Raw genomic sequence first — 16,122 nt, 5'->3', positions numbered from 1 at the left:
ACAAGACGAGGTAACGATGCACGCACCCGCCCCGGTAGAGCTCCCCGTGAGCCTAAGCCAGATCAAAGACGCAGCCCGCCTACTCGACGGCGTCATTGAGCGCACCCCCGTGGCCCACTCACGCGCCCTGAGCGAGCAGATTGGCTCCGAGGTCTTTCTCAAATGTGAGAACCTGCAGCGCTCTGGCTCCTTTAAGGTACGCGGCGCCTACGTGCGCATGGCTAAGCTCACCGAAGCTGAAAAGGCCGTGGGCGTGGTGGCAGCATCGGCAGGCAACCACGCCCAGGGCGTGGCGCTGGCAGCCTCCCGCCTGGGCATCGCCGCCCGCATCTACATGCCCCAGGGCGCTGCCCTGCCCAAGATTGCAGCGACCCGCAGCCACGGGGCCGAGGTTGTGCTGCACGGTGTGAACGTGGACGAAGCTCTGGCAGAAGCCAAGCGCTACGCCGAAGAAACCGGTGCTGTCTTTGTGCACCCCTTCGACAACGAAGACATCATCGCCGGTCAGGGCACCCTGGGCCTAGAAATCCTGGAACAGGTTCCGGACGTTGACACCATCTTGGTCGGCGTCGGCGGCGGCGGTCTGCTGGCTGGGCTCTCCATCGCGGTGCGCTCCCTGGAAGAAAAGCTGGGTAAGAAAATCCGCATCATCGGCGTCCAGGCCGAGCACGCGGCAGCCTACCCGCCCTCTCTCGCGGCAGACGCCCTGGTGCCCCTGAAAAAGGTCTCTACCATCGCCGACGGTATCGCGGTGGGCCGCCCCGGCCAGCTCCCCTTTACCATCATTAAGAACCTGGTGGACGACGTGCACACCGTCTCTGAGGACGAAATTGCCCGCGCCCTCATCTTCCTGATGGAACGCAACAAGCTGGTCGTTGAACCGGCAGGCTCGGTCTCTGTAGCGGCAGTGATGAGCGGCTCCCTCAAAGAAAAGTACGGCGACCTGGGCACCACGGTCTGCCTGCTCTCGGGCGGCAACATCGACCCCATGCTCATGCTCAAGGTGATTCAGCGAGGCCTGTCGGCTGCGGGCCGCTACATGACCATCAAGCTCATGCTCAACGACCGCCCCGGTGAGCTCACCACCATCTCCCGCATCATCTCGGAGCACGACGCCAACGTCACCGGCGTGGACCACACCCGACTGGGCGGCGCCCTCTCCATGGGCGATGTCTCCATCACCATCGACATGGAAACCAAGGGCATAGAGCACTGCCAGGAAGTCATCGCGGCCCTAGAAGCTGAGGGCTACAAGCCGATCGTGGTTTACTAAACACAGCAGTGTGCGGCCAGGCATACCTGCCGCACTACTAACTACTGTGTGAAAGCAAACCGAAGCCCGGGCGTCCGCTCCCTGCAGAAGGGGAAGGACGCCCGGGCTTCGGTCTATCTGCCTGCGGCGGGTTTTAGCCCTGGAAGGGCTTAGCTGAGACGATCTTGACGGGGATCTGCTTGCCGTTGGGGGCTTCGTAGGAGAGCTCGTCGCCTACCTTGTGGCCGTTGATAGCGGAGCCCATGGGGGACTTCTCAGAGAAGACCTGCAGGTCGGTGCCGCCGACCAGGGTGTCGGCTACTTCGCGGGAGCCGAGCAGGAAGGTCATGGTCTTGCCCGCGATGTTCGCTTCAACGACCATGCCGGGTTCAACCACGCCGTCGTCGGCTGCGGGCTTGTCTGAGACCTGGGCGGTTTCGAGCAGGTGCTGCAGCTGCTTGATACGGCCCTCGTTCTTGCCCTGCTCTTCGCGGGCTGCGTGGTAGCCGCCGTTTTCTTTCAGGTCGCCTTCGTCGCGGGCTGCTGAGATACGGTCGATGATTTCCTGGCGGTAGGGGCCTGAGAGGTGCTCAAGCTCAGCCTTGAGCTTGTCGTAGGCCTCCTGAGTGAGCCATGCGCCTTCGTTTTCTGCCATGTGTTTACTCCTTGTAAGCAAGGCCCCGCAGCCGGTGCGGCTGGGGACCGTGGGTGCGGACGGAGCGGAACGCCCCGTGTAAAAGGTCAGTCGTGAGCCTAGTCTACCCATAGGCGGGGTAAGCTCCCTAACTTTACCCCTAGAGAGAAAGGGAGTTAGTCAACCTTCCAGCAGCTATCGACGGTGGCTGTGGTTGCTTCACCCAGTACCCTGAACTGCACGGTCTGTACCGAAATGCCGTTGCCGTTTTCATCGGCGTAGGGGCCAATCGCGACTTCTTTCCAGCCGACGGGGGCACCTGCGGTGTTGAGGGCCTTGACTGCGCAGACCGCGGTATCTTCGGCCCGTTTGCTGACCTCAAAGGTTACCGAGACTTCGTCGGCACTGGTCAGGGTAAAGCCAACGTCGCGGCCGGTGGGTTCGTCGCTGGAGTCAGCCTGCACCCAGAACACAAAGGCGCCCCCAACAAGTACCGCTACCAGGGCTAGCACATACCAGAACCACTGGGGCAGGGCCCGGCGCTGGCGGACGGTGCCGTAACGGGCAGATAGGTCAGGGGCGGTCATCAAGCCCACACCTTTCATACGGGGTAATAGAGAAAACGAGGAGCCCCACCACGCCAGGTAGAATTGACCAGTGTCTTTGAATGTGGGTTCCTTCCTCATTTACGATACCCCAAACATTACTCGAGCCACCTTCGCACCAATGGAGTTTTGCATGAGCAGCACCGAATCACCCGAACCCGGCTTTGACCCTTCCTTGCTAGCGCCGCTACAGGCTGACTACACCGGTCTACGTATTCTGGCGGTCCACGCCCACCCCGATGATGAGTCCTCAAAGGGTGCCTCAACCATGGCAGCCTACGTGGCCCGCGGAGCCCGCGTCATGGTGGCGTCAATGACCGGTGGCGAGCGCGGCGATATCCTCAACGAGGCAGTCAACAGCAACCCCGCCGCCCACCGCGACCTGGCGGGCGTCCGCCGCGCCGAAATGAAGCAGGCAGCTGAGGTTCTCGGTATTGAGCACCGCTGGATCGGTTTCGTCGATTCGGGCCTGCCCGAGGGCGACCCCCTGCCCCCGCTGCCCTACGGTTCCTTTGCCAGCCTGCCGCTTGAGCAGGCGTCCGCCCCGCTCGTGCGCCTGGTGCGTGACTTCAAGCCCCACGTCATCCTCACCTACGACGAAATCGGTGGCTACCCCCACCCCGACCACATCATGACCCACCGGGTCTCCGTAGAGGCATTTGAGAAGGCGGGGGACGCGGATGCCTACCCCGGCACCGGCGAGCCCTGGCAGGTCTCAAAAATCTACTACGACCGCGCCTTCAACTTTGACCGGGTCATGGCCTTCCACAGCTACCTCGAAGGTGCCGGCCTCGAATCCCCCTTCGCCCAGTGGGTTGCTATGTCGATGGAAGAAAATATTGAGGGGCACCGTCCGCCGGTCTCCCGCCACCAGACCACCACCCGCATCTCTTCAGCAGACTACTTCGAAAAGCGCGACGCGGCCCTGCTCGCCCACCGATCCCAGGTAGCTCCTGACTCCCTCTTCTTCGCCGTTTCCCCCGATGTTCAGCGTAAAATCTGGCCCTTCGAAGACTATGTACTGGCCCAAAGCCGCGTGGAGAGCGAACTACCCGAAACCTGCTTCTCCACCGGCATCGACTACAGCTCCTAAAGACAGGAAAGGCTCAGCCCCACCGCGTACAATGGGGACTACATGCCCAGCTAGGCCAGCGCCCAGATAAAGCCCTGCACCCAAGACCAGAGGAAGCCGTGACCGTGTCAGCCCTGATCCCTCCAACACTTACGATTCTTGCAGCCGAAGCGACCCCCACCGTTATTACCACGGTCAACCCCGACGGGTCCTTCCGCGGCTCACCCGGCATCGTGGGCTTCATCGTCACCTTCTGCCTGGCCCTGGCTATCGTACTGCTGGGGCTCGACTTGACCCGGCGCGCTCGCCGTCTACGCTACCGTAGCGAATACGCTATTGCTCGTGAGGCTGAGGAGCGGGCGGCTGCTGAGGCTGCGGCCCAGGGGAAAACCGAGGAGCCCGTGCACGCCACCGTGCGCGATGAGGCTGTGGTAGCTGAGGATCACCTGCGCCGCCCCCACTAGGTTTTTAAGGGAAGAGAAAATAAGGACGCCGCACCCGGCCGGGTGCGGCGTCCTTGAGATATAGGGGCTGTTTGCTCGGTCTAGAGGAAGATGCAGAACATCACGGCGATGTAGTGCTGGATAAAGCCGAGCACGGTAAAGACGTGGAAGAGCTCGTGGAAGCCGAAGACCTGCGGGGCCATAGCGGGGCGTTTGGTGCCGTAGAAGATGGCTCCGATGATGTAGCTGGCTCCGCCGGTGGCGATGAGCACGGTGGCGACGGGGGAGACCTGCCAGAAGTCGCCCAGGTAGAAGACCGCCATCAGGCCCATCACAACGTAGATGGGGGTGTAGAGCCAGCGGGGGGCTCCGGTCCAGAAGACCCTGAAGAGGGTGACGGAGAGGGCGCAGCCCCAGATGCTCCAGAGTAGGATGGTCTGCTGGGTGCTCTCGAGGAGGGTTAGGGCTACCGGGGTATAGGTGCCCGCGATGAGCAGGGTGATATTGGCGTGGTCGAGCCGTTTGAGGAGCATGCGGGCTCTGGCTGACCAGAAACCGCGGTGGTAAATACCGGAGATGCCAAAGAGTAGGACGCCGGTGAGGGCAAAAATAGCGCAGCCGATGCCGACAATCCCGCCGCCGGAGAGAACGATGAGCACGATGCCGGCGATAAAGGCTACGGGCGCAAAGCCTGCGTGAATCCAGCCGCGGAGTAGGGGTTTGCCGTTCTCGCGGTAGAAATCGATGATTTCGCGTTGCACATCGGTCAGTTGGTCAAGCATGCCCTGGTGGGGTGCGGCTGATGAACCGGAGGTCTGGGAGCGGTGAACACGTGAAGCCATATATTTAGTATGGCAGGTCAAAATAAGGGCGGTCTAGGGGGCAGCTAGAAGCTGAAATGACGGGCAGGGAGCCGGGGCGCGGCGTCCGCCGACCTGCGCTGAGGAGGGCAGGGGCCTGCCCGAGCCCGCCTTGCAGGTAGAATGAGCAGGGTATAAAGACAACCTGCCACCCCACAACCAGGAGTAGCACATGAAGCTACCGCAGCCACTGTACACGGTGTATGAGCGGTCCCTGATTTCTGCGATTCCAGCGGAGAAACTGCCCCAGCACATCGGTGTGCTGGTCGATGGTAACCGCCGCTGGGCTGCCCTTTTGGGGGAGAGCACCAAGCACGGCCACGAGGCCGGTGCGGCCCGCATCATTGAGTTTCTCGGCTGGTGCACGGAATTAAAGATTCCGATGGTGACCCTCTATATGCTGTCTACCGAGAACCTGAAGCGCAGTAGCGATGAGCTGAATGACCTGGTTGAGGTAATTGAGGGGTTCGTGGGGCGTCTGACCGCCAGCGGCCTGGCTCGGGTTCGCCCGGTGGGTCAGCTGGAATCCCTACCAGCGAGTTTGCGGTCTGCCTTTGAGGTGGCTGTTGAAGAAACGGCGGCGGTCAGCGGCCTGCAGGTGAACATCGCTGTTGGGTATGGCGGACGCCAGGAGATTACGGACGCCGTGCGAGGCCTCCTGCGTGAGGCAGCAGCTTCCGGCCGGAGCCTTGAAGAACTCGCTTCAAGTCTGACCAGCGACGATATTTCCCGCCATCTCTACACCAGCGGTATGCCCGACCCGGACCTGCTGATCCGGACCTCGGGCGAACAGCGCCTTTCAGGCTTTATGACCTGGCAGTCGGCCTACTCCGAGTTTTATTTCTGCGAGGCCCTGTGGCCTGACTTCCGCCGGGTTGATTTCTTGCGGGCCCTGCGCGATTACGCCCAGCGTCAGCGCCGGTTCGGTTCCTAAGGATAGCCGGGGCGGCTATGCTCGAACAGATATATAGCCTAGCGGCAGAAGGGCTGGACGGACGCTGGCAGGCGGCCTTGGCTGCCCTACTTTTGGCCTGGGTGCTGGTGTGCTACCTGGTGGCAGCGGCCCGGCTGTGGGTTATTGATGTGCGCGAACACCGTCTGCCCGACCGTATCGTGCTACCCCTCTATGCTCTGGTGGGCCTACCTCTTTTCGGAGCCATCGTGCTAGTGGCCCCCGACCCCTTTGCCCAGGCGCGGCAGACTGCCTATGGGGCAGCGGTGATGTTTGGCTTGTATGCGCTCATGCGCCTGGCATCCCGCGGGGCACTAGGCCTGGGGGATGTAAAACTGGCCGGAGTTCTAGGTCTTCTGCTCGCCTATTTCTCGCCCCTGAACCTGCTCTGGGGCAACCTGCTCATTTTTCTGACCGGCGGCCTATATTCCCTCGTACTCATACTGGCTCGTCGGGCTACAGGCCGCACCCACATAGCTTTTGGTCCCTTCATGCTTCTCGGCACCACTGTTGCCCTGCTCTTTCCCGCAACCTAGCTAGCCTCGCGCGGCTGCTGCCTTGGGGCGTCCGCACCGGGTGCCTGCCCACGAAAGGAAAATATGCCTACCCCACAATTTATTACCGACCTGCGAGCCAAGATTGGCTCCGACATGCTCTGGCTTTCGGGCGCTACTGCCGTAATCCAGCGGGATAACGGCGATATTTTGCTGGTGCGTCGCAGCGATACCGGGGCGTGGACGCCGGTGACCGGCATCGTCGATCCCGGCGAGAACCCCGCCCTGACCTGCCTGCGCGAAGCTGAAGAAGAAGCTGGCGTCATCATCGAGGTGGTGGGCTTTGCCCAGCTGAAAGCCGACCCGCCCATGACCTTCGGCAACGGGGACCGCTGCCAGTTTCTGGATCACACCTTCTACTGCCGCTATGTCTCGGGGCAGGCACGGGTGAATGATGAGGAATCGAGCCAGGTGCAGTGGGTGCCGGTGGAGAAACTCGCCGACTACTGTAGCGAACGCATGCTCGATAGAATCGACGCCGCCCTGCACTGGCAGAACGGCGCCCGGTTCGATCTAGAAGCGCGGTAGCTAGGCTTCGGCTGAGAGCTTCCGCAGCAGCTCAACCAGCATGGTGCGCTCAACGGGGGTCAGTTTCTCGGCCCACTTGGTTTCCACCGCATTTTGCTGGCTGAAGATACCCTTGATGAAGCTGGTTCCTTCGTCGGTGAGTTCTAACAGTGTGCCGCGACCATCATTGGGATCTTTGGCTTTGGTTATCAAGCCCTTGGTTTCAAGGGGCTTGCTGATGTTTGAGACAGCAGCCCTGGTCATGCCGGTGATATTCGCCAGGGAGCTAGCGGACGTCGCCCCCGAGTTCCAGAGGGCAAAAAGCACCCGGTAGGCAGCCCAGGAGCTACCGGCAGGGCGGTGGACCTTCGATTCAAAATCGTGGGTGATGGCCACAGAGGCGCGGTTTAGCGACATGGCAAGCAGGGTTGCGTCAACGTTGACGGGTTCCTCTAAACCACCGAGGTTCTCGGTGACCTGGTCGATGAAAGACCAGTAGGTGTGGCTACGGGGTGATGGTTCCATTCCTTAAGCCTACTCACTGCGCGGCTGTGAGAGAAAAATAAGCCACCTATTACAGGCTAAAGCGTGCGAGCAGCACCTTTCACCGGTCTAGTCTTGACCGACATGGCGCCGGGGGTTAGTCTCTAAGAAATCCATGAGATAGCCGGTGCAGCGATGTCGCTGCAGAAGGAAGAAACATGCAGACCCACAACAAGGACGTTGTCATTATCGGTGCTGCCCGCACCCCCCAGGGCAAGATGATGGGTACCCTTTCATCGCTGAGCGCCGTTGAACTGGGAACCCGGGCTCTGGCTCAGGCGCTCAATGCCAGCACTCTAGCCCCTGAACAGGTTGAAGCTGTGATCTTTGGTCAGGTGGTGCAGGCCGGTGCGGGGCAGAACCCCGCCAAGCAGACCGCAAGTGCTGCCGGTATTCCTGTAGCTACCCCCGCAGTGACGGTCAATAGCGTTTGCCTCTCGGGTCTACGTGCGGTGATAGATGCCGCCCGGCTCATCCGATCGGGTGAGGTTCAGGTTGCTGTGGCGGGCGGCCAGGAGTCCATGTCTCGTGCCCCCTTCTTACTGCCGGATTTCCGCTCGGGCAGGGTCTTCGGCGCTACCGGCGTGCTCGATGCCGTTGAGCGTGATGCCCTCACCGATGCCCAGAGCGGGGAGTCGATGGGCGTGCTGACCGAGGGGTCTAACGCCCGTTTTGAGGTGACCCGCCAGGAGCAGGACGCCATCGCGGCCGCTTCCCACCAGCGGGCCCACGCCGCGGCGTCCGCCGGGCTTTTTGAGGCCGAAATTGCCCCGGTGCAGGTGAAAGGACGCAAGGGGCAGGTAACCGAGGTCAGCGCTGACGAGGGGGTGCGCGAGGGAACCACGGTCGAGGTGCTCGCTCAACTGCAGCCCGCTTTTGAGCAGGGCGGCACGATTACCGCCGGTAATGCCTCCCCACTGTCTGACGGGGCAGCGGCCCTGGTGCTCTCAAGCCGCGATTTTGCTGAAGCGAACGGAATTAAGCCGCTGGCGACCGTCCTCGCCTGGGCTAATACCGCTGGCCCCGAGAACGTGCTGCACTATCAGCCCTCCCGCGCTATCACTGCTGCCCTTGATAGAGCTGGTCTCACCGCGGACGACCTAGACCATGTGGAAATCAACGAGGCTTTTGCAGCCGTTTCTGCGGTCTCTGCCCGTGAACTTGGTCTTGAGCTGCAGAAGGTCAACCCCCACGGTGGTGCTATTGCTCTAGGGCACCCGGTGGGAGCGTCCGGCGCCCGTCTGGTGGTTCATGCCGCTCACACCCTCAACCAGAACCCCGACGCTACCTACGCGGCTGTGGCTCTGTGCGGTGGCGGTGGCCAGGGTGATGCCCTGATTCTTCGCGCAGACTAATCTCTTGTACTACGAGGTTAAAACAGGTGGGGCCAGCAGAACGGGCCCCACCTCTAGTTGTATGAGAACTAATTTAGGTGAGCTGACGCCAGGCGCTGGCGTTACGCAGGTTAGAACGAGCCATCGCTACAGCTTCACCGGCCCCGCGATTGAGGGCAATTTTGGAGAGCGAAGTCGCAAACCCAACAATCTGTGAGGCTTCTACCTCGGGCGGCATAGAGAGCGCGTTGGGGTCGGTAATAACCTCAACGAGGGACGGGCCGCGGTGGGCTAGAGCATGAGAGAGCGCCTTTTCCAGTTTTTTGGGGTCGGTAACGCGCTCCGCCTCAAAGCCCATGGCGGTGGCGATGGCAGCGTAGTTGGTATCGGGCACATCAACTCCGTAGTCCTCGAAGCCCTGAACTAGCTGCTCGAGCTTGACCATGCCGAGGGTGGAGTTGTTGTAGACCACCACGGTGAGAGGCAGGCTGTACATGCGGGCGGTGAGCAGGTCGCCAAGAAGCATGGAGAGACCACCGTCGCCCGATACCGAGATAACCTGACGATCCGGGGCGGCAACCTGAGCGCCAATGGCGTGAGGGAGGGCATTAGCCATGGAACCGTGTAGGAATGAACCGAGTAGCTCACGCTTGCCGTTGGGTGTGATATAGCGGGCCGTCCACACGTTGCACATGCCGGTATCTGCTGTGAAGATAGCATCGTCGGCGGCGAGCTCATCCAGGATCGCCGTAGCGTATTCGGGGTGGATAGGGCCCTTCTTCGAGGGCTTCTTGGTGTAGGCGCCCACGACCTTGGTCATGATTTTTTCGTTCTTCTTGAGCAGGCGCTCAAGGAAGGAGCGATTCTTCTTGCGCTTGATAAGAGGCAGGACGGCCCGCAGGGTCGCTGCAACATCAGCCTCAACCAGCAAGCTCACGTTGGTACGGCGACCCAGTACCTGAGCGGAGCGGTCAATCTGGATGGTGTCGGTATCGGGTAGGAACTGGTCGTAGGGAAAATCCGTGCCCAACAGAAGCATCAGATCTGCCTCTTTAAGGCCCTCTGCGGCTTCTCCGTACCCGAGGAGCCCGGTCATTCCCACGTCGAAGGGGTTATCGTACTGAACGTACATTTTGCCCCGCATGGAGTGCCCCACCGGTGCGGCGGCGGCATCGGCTACTGCAACGAGCTCATCGTGGGCTCCCTTAGCGCCGATCCCTGCGAAGATAGCAACCTTGTCTGCGGCATTGATGCGGTCAGCAATTTCTTGCACGGTTGCCTGGTCCGGGGTCATGGTGCCGCGACGCATATCGCCCCAGGCAGGCACGTAGTCAACGGCATCCTCAGCGGCGATATCGCCGGGAATCGAGACAACCGCAACACCGCGGTTTGCAACCGCATGGCGCATGGCGGAGTTCATGATGCGCAGTGTCTGGGCAGGGTTGATAGCCATCTCTGAGTAGCTGGAGCACTCGGCGAAGAGGCGGTCGGGGTGGGTTTCTTGGAAGTAGCTGGTGCCGATTTGTGCAGAGGGGATATGGGAAGCGATAGCCAGGACGGGTGCGCCTGAGCGGTGCGCGTCGTAGAGGCCGTTGATGAGGTGGGTGTTGCCGGGGCCGCAAGACCCTGCGCACACAGCGAGCTTGCCGGTGACCTGTGCTTCTGCTGCTGCGGCAAAAGCCGCGACCTCTTCGTGGCGTACGTGAATCCAGTCGATGCCGCCCTTGGCAGATCCGCCGCTGGCACGGACTGCGTCAACGATGGGGTTGAGGGAGTCTCCTACGACACCGTAGATACGTTCTACGCCGGCGTCTATGAGTTGCTGGATGAGTTGATCAGCGAGTTTCACGGGGCAACCTTTCAATAATCTGTACACTTACTTTTCTTTAGTCTACTCCTATCGGTCTTACTTTTGTTTATTCTTGAACTATCTATATGGTCACGCGCCCCTGAATGCTAGTTCACAAGAGAGACGCACAAAGGGCGGGCTTCCCGTAGAGGGAAACCCGCCCTTTGTAGGCTCGCACGAACAGGGCGTCCTTCGTTCGGTAGGTTTAGAAGTTACCCAGCATCTTGGTGACGTCCAGGGCCTCGTCGAGCTGGGCCTCGGTGACCTCGCCGCGCTCAACATAACCCAGGGCGATGACGGCCTCGCGCACGGTGGTCTTGTTAGCCACCGAGTACTTGGCGATCTTGGCCGCTGCCTCGTAGCCAATCAGCTTGTTCATGGGGGTCACGGTTGAGGGGGAGGCCTCAGCCAGGAAGCGGGCGCGCTCCACGTTGGCCTCCAGACCGTCAATCATCTTGTCGGCCATCACGCGAGAGGTGTTGGCCAGCAGACGGATGGACTGCAGCAGGTTGGCGGCCATAACCGGGATACCCACATTCAGCTCGAAGGCACCGTTGGTGGAGGACAGGGCGATGGTGGTGTCGTTACCGATGACCTGGGCGCAGACCATAATGGCTGCTTCACAAATCACGGGGTTGACCTTGCCGGGCATAATCGATGATCCGGGCTGCAGGTCGGGAATGTGTAGCTCACCCAGACCGGTATTGGGGCCTGAACCCATCCAGCGAATATCGTTGTTGATCTTCATGAAGGAGTAGGCGATATTGCGCAGCTGGCCGGAAGCCTCAATCAGGCCATCGCGGTTGGCCTGGGCCTCAAAGTGGTTGCGGGCCTCGGTCAGGGGCAGGCCGGTTTCTTCAGCCAGCAGTTCAATGACGCGGGCGGAGAAACCGTCGGGGGTGTTGATGCCGGTGCCAACCGCGGTGCCACCCAGGGGAACCTCAGCAACGCGGGGCAGGGAAGCGTGGATACGCTCAACACCGTAGCGCACCTGAGCTGCGTAGCCGGAGAACTCCTGGCCCAGGGTCACGGGGGTGGCGTCCATCAGGTGGGTGCGGCCGGACTTGACGACATCCTTGAACTCCACAGCCTTGCGCTCCAGGGACTCGGCCAGGTATTCCAGGGCCGGGACCAGATCCTTGAGCAGGGCCTCGGTGGCAGCCACATGCACAGAGGTGGGGAAGACGTCGTTGGAGGACTGGGAGGCGTTCACGTGGTCGTTGGGGTGGACCTCGACGTCTTGACCTTCCAGGGCCTTGTTGGCCAGGGTCGCCAGCACCTCGTTGGTGTTCATGTTGGAGGAGGTGCCGGAGCCAGTCTGGAAGACGTCGATGGGGAAGTGCTCATCGTAGTCACCAGCAGCTACCTTATCTGCAGCATCGCGGATGGCGGCGGCGCGGGTGGCATCAAGAACACCCAGCTCCTCATTGGCGCTCGCTGCTGCCTTCTTGATGAGGGCGAGGGCGCGGATGTGGGCAGACTCCAGTGTCTGGCCTGAGATGGGGAAGTTTTCGACGGCACGCTGGGTCTGGGCGCGGTAGAGGGCATCTACGGGTACGCGGACCTCACCCATGGTGTCGTGTTCAATGCGGTATTCAGTGTTTTCTGCCATACCGACTAGTCTAATACGCCGCCGTGACGGCTGTCGCATTGGGTGCTAAAAATGACGCGCTAGCAGGCCTGTCTAACCCGGGTGCGTAATCCAGGAAAAGCGGCGGTTTTAGACGGTAATGAGGGGTGAGGAAGAGTAGACCAGGTCGGCCTTGCCGTCGGCCAGGTGGTAGAAGACGCCAATGACGGCCAGGGAACCGTCCTCGATACCTTCACGGATAATCCCGGACTGCTCAGCAATACGGGCCGCAGTCTGACGGGTATGCTCCACCACCATATCGTTGATAGAGGCACCTTCGGGCAACTCCGGTGAAATAACTGACGGCAAGATACCCTCCACCAGGTTGCGGATAAACCCGCCGGGCATTTCACCCTCGACCAGGGCCTTATGGGTTGCGGTAATAGCGCCACAGGAGTCATGACCCAGCACCATAATCAGCGGGGTCTTGAGCTCACCACTGGCGTATTCCAGGGAGCCGAGGACTGCATCATCCAGCACCTGCCCGGCCGTCCGCACCACAAAGGCGTCACCCAAACCGAGATCAAAAATAATTTCTGCTGCCAAGCGGGAGTCCCCACAACCGAAAATGGCGGCAAAGGGGTATTGGCCAGCTACCAGTTCGGCACGACGGGCGGCGTCCTGGTGGGGGTGGGAGCGGTTGCCCTTCACAAAGCGGGCATTGCCTTCAACAAGGCGTTCCCATGCCTGGACGGGGGTTTCGATAGCGGTCATAGCTGACGTCCTTTCGCAGTGGCTTAGGTCTAACCTAGCAACCTGCCAGCCCCAAGACCTGTGTAAGGTGAATTACATTTTTGTAAGGACGCAGGTGGGCGGCTTACTGGATTCCGCTTGAGGGGGTGGGGGAGGCAGTGGAGGAGGGGGCTGCCATGTAGGCGACAGTAGCCTCAGCCAGGGCCTGGAACTCAGCTGTCTCAGCCTCGCCCTTGAGAATGACGGTGGTACCGTCTACCTCTCCGATGTAGAAAGTGGTGACTTTGCTCTTGTCGTCAGTGTCCACGAGAGAGCGCACATCCCAGTCCACGCCCCCGGCCTGCACCGTAGCCTCGGGTACAGCCTGCCCCACCGTCTGGGCAACCCAGGTGGGGTTGGTGTCGATGGCCTGAATGAGCTCGATGAAGTCGTTGGAGGGGGTTACTTGGCCGGTGGACCAGTAATTGATACCGTCTGCCTGGCCGGTGTTCCAGCGGGCGTAGTTGTAGTGCCAGCCTTCCTGCTCGGCGGCTGCAACCGGGTAGCCTGCCTGAGCGCTGGCCTCGTAGGCAATCACGGGGAGGTCAACGGTGGGTCGGTAGGGGTTCTTATTGGGCTGCGGCATCAGCCAGATGACCGGCAACAGCAAGAGCACCATGACGATCATCGAAATCACCATATTACGGGCGGGCGCATTGATGCGGGCAGCCTGCTTTTCGGTAATTTGTGGGACTACCTGCTCGGTGACGTCCGGGGCCTGGGTTTCAGGGGCGGACGCCTGGGGCAGGGGCTGGTTGCTGGGGTTAGTCGATGAAGTCACGCCTTCTATTCTGGTCTAAAGGGGGCGCCCTGTGCCACTTGCGAGCGAGAATTGCCGGCATCATCTGTGTCAAGTAGAGTGCACCGGCCCGTAACACGGAGGGGAAGCGAGTACTCTAGAGTGTGGAGGCTGAGCGCCCCATACCAGGGAGCCAGCTGGCACTGTTAGAAGCTACTCGAAGGTGAGTCATGTCAGAAGTAATGAACGAAGATCGTAACCTTGCGCTGGAACTGGTGCGTGCAACCGAGGCTGCCGCTATTGCCTCGGGCCCGCTGGTGGGCGCAGGCGATAAGAACATGGCGGACGGTGCTGCTGTTGATGCCATGCGCGCTCGCCTTAAGACCGTGCACTTCAACGGTACCGTGGTGATTGGTGAGGGTGAGAAGGACGAGGCCCCCATGCTCTTCAACGGCGAGCAGGTGGGCGATGGCTCGGGAACTAAGTTCGATGTTGCTGTTGATCCCATCGACGGTACCCGCCTGACCGCTCTGGGTATGGATAACGCGCTCTCCGTCATTGCGGTAGCTGAAGGCGGCACCATGTTTGACCCTTCCGCTGTCTTCTACATGGAGAAGCTGGTTACCGGCCCCGAGGCAGCTGACCTGGTCGATTTACGCCTGCCGGTCAAGCAGAACCTGCACCTGGTCGCTAAGGCTAAGGGCACCAGCATTAACCAGCTCACCGTTTGCGTACTGGACCGCCCCCGCCATGCCAAGCTCGTTGAAGAGATTCGCGCAACTGGCGCCCGTACCCGCATGATTCTTGACGGCGACGTCGCTGGTGCTATTGCCGCCTGCCGTGAGGGCACTGGCGTGGATTTGATGATGGGCACCGGCGGTACCCCTGAGGGTATTGTGGCTGCCTGCGCTATTAAGGCCACCGGTGGCATTATCCAGGGTCGTCTTGCCCCTATCGATGACGCTGAACGCCAGAAGGCATTGGATGCCGGCCATGACCTGGATGCCGTGCTGACCACCGACGACCTGGTCACTACCGATAACTGCTTCTTCGCCGCAACCGGCATCACCGACGGTAAGCTCCTGCGCGGTGTGCGTTACGGCCGCGACACCGTCACCACCCAGTCCTTGGTCATGCGTTCTAAGTCAGGCACCGTGCGCCTGATTGAGGCTGAGCACAAGCTCTCCCGCTACTCGGCAATGATTGCCGGGACCATGAACCGTTAGAACTCTAGAGCAGATGTAGGTTCGGATACTAGAGATTGAGCAGGTCTTCTCGAGAGCCGACTGGCTGGGGCTGGCATGAGTTGGGCGAGCGCCCAGCGCGAGCCCAAGAAGGTTAGTCGGCGAAGGGAAGACCTGCTCAATCTTATTTGCTGATACGCGTGCGAACCTTACCGACAGCGTCCTTGGCCTTGGGGAGCAGGGTGCCGGTGGCGAACTTCTTGCCCTGAGCTAGGGCTTCGCGGCCTGCGCGGATGCCCTGGTAGGCCTTGTAGCCGAGGGCGGAGACGGGCAGGTCCCAGGTGCCGGGGTAGGCAACTGAGGTGCCGCCGAAGGACTTCTTGAACTTGGTGAAGCCTGCCCACTCGTGGTTGGGGTCGTCGTTGGGGGCGATTCCGAAGAGGTCCATGTAGCTCAGGCCCTTTTCTTTGGCATCGAGAATAATGGTGGAGAGCAGCGGGTTTCCCACCTGTAGTTTTCGGTGTTCGAATGAGGTTGCCGCATGGGCGTAGACGCGGGTGTCGTCTGAATCGTAGGTGAGGGAGGCACCGATAGGTTGGCCATCTACCTTAGCGATGAAGAGGGTAGCGGCGTCCGCGGGCATAAGCACCTGAGCAACTCTGGTGAGGTAGTCGTCCTGCTGGCGGTTGAAGCCTGCGCGGCCGGCGGTTTCGTCGAGGTATTTGAGCAGAATCTTGATATCTGCGGGGTCCTGGGATTTTTCGAAGGTTACGCCTTTTTTGTGGATGTTGCGGTGCAGGTTGCGGTTGCTTGAGCCGATGTTTTTGAGTAGCTCTTCTTCGGTCAGCGTTAGGTCGATAATCTGGGTGTGGCTGGGCTGCACCTGGCGGGGGGAGAGGGTGAAGCCGCGGGCTGCGAGGAAGGCTTCGCCGCTTTGGGCGCCCCAGATTGCATCGTTGGTGGGTTCAACGCGGATGAACCAGCACTTGTTGTCGGCTGCTACGCGCTTCATATCTGCGATGGCTGCGTCGAAAGCGGCGGCGTTGTCGGCTTCGGGCCCGTAGGGGGCGTAGAGGTAGCGGCCGGTGGAGCCGCCTTCGAGGGTGGCCATGTATTGCCAGCCTTCACCTTTGCCGCGGAAGACCTGATGGCCGTTGGCTTCTTGGAGCTGGGCCCAAATATCTGACTGCAGAATTGTACTCATGGGCACCAGCTTACCGCTTTGCTGCTGG

At 60.9% G+C, this 16,122-nt stretch carries 17 protein-coding genes; 8 read left to right on the top strand and 9 right to left on the bottom strand.

Annotated features, from left to right (window positions below):
• Window positions 1–16: 16 nt before the first annotated feature.
• Window positions 17–1,273, top strand: coding sequence for a threonine ammonia-lyase (gene ilvA / locus HWU94_RS09050; protein ID WP_185173438.1), 1,257 nt, complete (start codon window positions 17–19; stop codon window positions 1,271–1,273).
• A gap of 133 nt (window positions 1,274–1,406) precedes the next feature.
• Here the strand turns inward: ilvA and greA are convergent, their stop codons facing one another.
• Both greA and HWU94_RS09040 read right to left on the bottom strand, forming a co-directional pair.
• Window positions 1,407–1,907, bottom strand: a complete 501-nt coding sequence (gene greA, locus HWU94_RS09045) for a transcription elongation factor GreA (protein ID WP_185173437.1) — start codon at window positions 1,905–1,907, stop codon at window positions 1,407–1,409.
• Window positions 1,908–2,062: 155 nt separating this feature from the next.
• Window positions 2,063–2,473: a DUF4307 domain-containing protein gene (locus tag HWU94_RS09040; RefSeq protein ID WP_185173436.1), complete on the bottom strand. Its 411-nt coding sequence runs from the start codon at window positions 2,471–2,473 to the stop codon at window positions 2,063–2,065.
• A 151-nt stretch (window positions 2,474–2,624) separates the two neighbouring features.
• On the opposite strand from HWU94_RS09040, the gene mca reads away from it, so the two are divergent.
• Together mca and HWU94_RS09030 are read left to right on the top strand one after the other, a co-directional pair.
• Window positions 2,625–3,584 carry a mycothiol conjugate amidase Mca gene (gene mca / locus HWU94_RS09035; protein WP_185173435.1) on the top strand — a complete coding sequence of 320 codons (960 nt, stop codon included), beginning with the start codon at window positions 2,625–2,627 and terminating at the stop codon, window positions 3,582–3,584.
• Between the two features lie 104 nt (window positions 3,585–3,688).
• Window positions 3,689–4,027: a hypothetical protein gene (locus HWU94_RS09030; protein ID WP_185173434.1), complete on the top strand. Its 339-nt coding sequence runs from the start codon at window positions 3,689–3,691 to the stop codon at window positions 4,025–4,027.
• An 80-nt stretch (window positions 4,028–4,107) separates the two neighbouring features.
• Here HWU94_RS09030 and trhA read toward each other — a convergent pair whose 3' ends face one another.
• Window positions 4,108–4,848 (bottom strand): PAQR family membrane homeostasis protein TrhA, encoded by a 741-nt coding sequence (trhA, locus tag HWU94_RS09025; RefSeq protein WP_244955948.1) that lies wholly within the window; start codon window positions 4,846–4,848, stop codon window positions 4,108–4,110.
• 190 nt (window positions 4,849–5,038) lie between these two features.
• Between trhA and HWU94_RS09020 the strand changes: the two genes are divergently transcribed.
• From HWU94_RS09020 to HWU94_RS09010, 3 genes are all read left to right on the top strand, one after another.
• Window positions 5,039–5,800 (top strand): isoprenyl transferase, encoded by a 762-nt coding sequence (locus tag HWU94_RS09020; RefSeq protein WP_185173433.1) that lies wholly within the window; start codon window positions 5,039–5,041, stop codon window positions 5,798–5,800.
• Window positions 5,801–5,817: 17 nt separating this feature from the next.
• Window positions 5,818–6,354: an A24 family peptidase gene (locus tag HWU94_RS09015; protein WP_185173432.1), complete on the top strand. Its 537-nt coding sequence runs from the start codon at window positions 5,818–5,820 to the stop codon at window positions 6,352–6,354.
• Window positions 6,355–6,417: 63 nt separating this feature from the next.
• Window positions 6,418–6,900: an NUDIX domain-containing protein gene (locus tag HWU94_RS09010; RefSeq protein WP_185173431.1), complete on the top strand. Its 483-nt coding sequence runs from the start codon at window positions 6,418–6,420 to the stop codon at window positions 6,898–6,900.
• On the opposite strand, the gene HWU94_RS09005 is transcribed toward HWU94_RS09010, so the two are convergent.
• Window positions 6,901–7,404: a MarR family winged helix-turn-helix transcriptional regulator gene (locus HWU94_RS09005; RefSeq protein ID WP_185173430.1), complete on the bottom strand. Its 504-nt coding sequence runs from the start codon at window positions 7,402–7,404 to the stop codon at window positions 6,901–6,903.
• Between the two features lie 176 nt (window positions 7,405–7,580).
• On the opposite strand from HWU94_RS09005, the gene HWU94_RS09000 reads away from it, so the two are divergent.
• Window positions 7,581–8,777 carry an acetyl-CoA C-acyltransferase gene (locus tag HWU94_RS09000; protein ID WP_185173429.1) on the top strand — a complete coding sequence of 399 codons (1,197 nt, stop codon included), beginning with the start codon at window positions 7,581–7,583 and terminating at the stop codon, window positions 8,775–8,777.
• 73 nt (window positions 8,778–8,850) lie between these two features.
• Here HWU94_RS09000 and HWU94_RS08995 read toward each other — a convergent pair whose 3' ends face one another.
• The 4 genes from HWU94_RS08995 to HWU94_RS08980 all read right to left on the bottom strand — a co-directional run bounded on the left by HWU94_RS08995 (window position 8,851) and on the right by HWU94_RS08980 (window position 13,748).
• The gene (locus tag HWU94_RS08995) at window positions 8,851–10,605 is read right to left on the bottom strand and encodes a pyruvate dehydrogenase (RefSeq protein WP_185173428.1); all 1,755 of its coding nucleotides are present in this window, start codon (window positions 10,603–10,605) and stop codon (window positions 8,851–8,853) included.
• 205 nt (window positions 10,606–10,810) lie between these two features.
• A complete protein-coding gene (locus tag HWU94_RS08990; protein WP_185173427.1) occupies window positions 10,811–12,217 on the bottom strand; it encodes a class II fumarate hydratase in 1,407 nt (468 codons plus the stop codon).
• A gap of 108 nt (window positions 12,218–12,325) precedes the next feature.
• A complete protein-coding gene (locus HWU94_RS08985) occupies window positions 12,326–12,949 on the bottom strand; it encodes a carbonic anhydrase (RefSeq protein ID WP_185173426.1) in 624 nt (207 codons plus the stop codon).
• A gap of 103 nt (window positions 12,950–13,052) precedes the next feature.
• Window positions 13,053–13,748, bottom strand: a complete 696-nt coding sequence (locus HWU94_RS08980) for a DUF4245 domain-containing protein (protein WP_244955947.1) — start codon at window positions 13,746–13,748, stop codon at window positions 13,053–13,055.
• A 200-nt stretch (window positions 13,749–13,948) separates the two neighbouring features.
• Between HWU94_RS08980 and glpX the strand changes: the two genes are divergently transcribed.
• Window positions 13,949–14,932 (top strand): class II fructose-bisphosphatase, encoded by a 984-nt coding sequence (gene glpX / locus HWU94_RS08975; protein WP_409348793.1) that lies wholly within the window; start codon window positions 13,949–13,951, stop codon window positions 14,930–14,932.
• A gap of 142 nt (window positions 14,933–15,074) precedes the next feature.
• Here glpX and HWU94_RS08970 read toward each other — a convergent pair whose 3' ends face one another.
• Window positions 15,075–16,094: a peptidoglycan bridge formation glycyltransferase FemA/FemB family protein gene (locus tag HWU94_RS08970; RefSeq protein WP_185173424.1), complete on the bottom strand. Its 1,020-nt coding sequence runs from the start codon at window positions 16,092–16,094 to the stop codon at window positions 15,075–15,077.
• Window positions 16,095–16,122 lie beyond the last annotated feature (28 nt).

Origin of the sequence: Rothia nasimurium (genome assembly GCF_014217215.1) — a bacterium.
Lineage (GTDB): Bacteria > Actinomycetota > Actinomycetes > Actinomycetales > Micrococcaceae > Rothia > Rothia avistercoris.
The sequence above is the reverse complement of the archived record's forward strand: the minus strand, read 5'-3'. Positions and strand labels throughout refer to the sequence as shown.

What these genes read in the sequence shown, in the direction of transcription:
- HWU94_RS08970 (WP_185173424.1), bottom strand. Translation starts at nt 16,094, where the DNA reads ATGAGTACAATTCTGCAGTCAGATATTTGGGCCCAGCTCCAAGAAGCC.
- HWU94_RS09015 (WP_185173432.1), top strand. Translation starts at nt 5,818, where the DNA reads ATGCTCGAACAGATATATAGCCTAGCGGCAGAAGGGCTGGACGGACGC.
- trhA (WP_244955948.1), bottom strand. Translation starts at nt 4,848, where the DNA reads ATGGCTTCACGTGTTCACCGCTCCCAGACCTCCGGTTCATCAGCCGCA.
- mca (WP_185173435.1), top strand. Translation starts at nt 2,625, where the DNA reads ATGAGCAGCACCGAATCACCCGAACCCGGCTTTGACCCTTCCTTGCTA.
- glpX (WP_409348793.1), top strand. Translation starts at nt 13,949, where the DNA reads ATGAACGAAGATCGTAACCTTGCGCTGGAACTGGTGCGTGCAACCGAG.
- HWU94_RS09040 (WP_185173436.1), bottom strand. Translation starts at nt 2,473, where the DNA reads ATGACCGCCCCTGACCTATCTGCCCGTTACGGCACCGTCCGCCAGCGC.
- ilvA (WP_185173438.1), top strand. Translation starts at nt 17, where the DNA reads ATGCACGCACCCGCCCCGGTAGAGCTCCCCGTGAGCCTAAGCCAGATC.
- greA (WP_185173437.1), bottom strand. Translation starts at nt 1,907, where the DNA reads ATGGCAGAAAACGAAGGCGCATGGCTCACTCAGGAGGCCTACGACAAG.
- HWU94_RS09005 (WP_185173430.1), bottom strand. Translation starts at nt 7,404, where the DNA reads ATGGAACCATCACCCCGTAGCCACACCTACTGGTCTTTCATCGACCAG.
- HWU94_RS08990 (WP_185173427.1), bottom strand. Translation starts at nt 12,217, where the DNA reads ATGGCAGAAAACACTGAATACCGCATTGAACACGACACCATGGGTGAG.
- HWU94_RS09010 (WP_185173431.1), top strand. Translation starts at nt 6,418, where the DNA reads ATGCCTACCCCACAATTTATTACCGACCTGCGAGCCAAGATTGGCTCC.
- HWU94_RS09020 (WP_185173433.1), top strand. Translation starts at nt 5,039, where the DNA reads ATGAAGCTACCGCAGCCACTGTACACGGTGTATGAGCGGTCCCTGATT.
- HWU94_RS08985 (WP_185173426.1), bottom strand. Translation starts at nt 12,949, where the DNA reads ATGACCGCTATCGAAACCCCCGTCCAGGCATGGGAACGCCTTGTTGAA.
- HWU94_RS09000 (WP_185173429.1), top strand. Translation starts at nt 7,581, where the DNA reads ATGCAGACCCACAACAAGGACGTTGTCATTATCGGTGCTGCCCGCACC.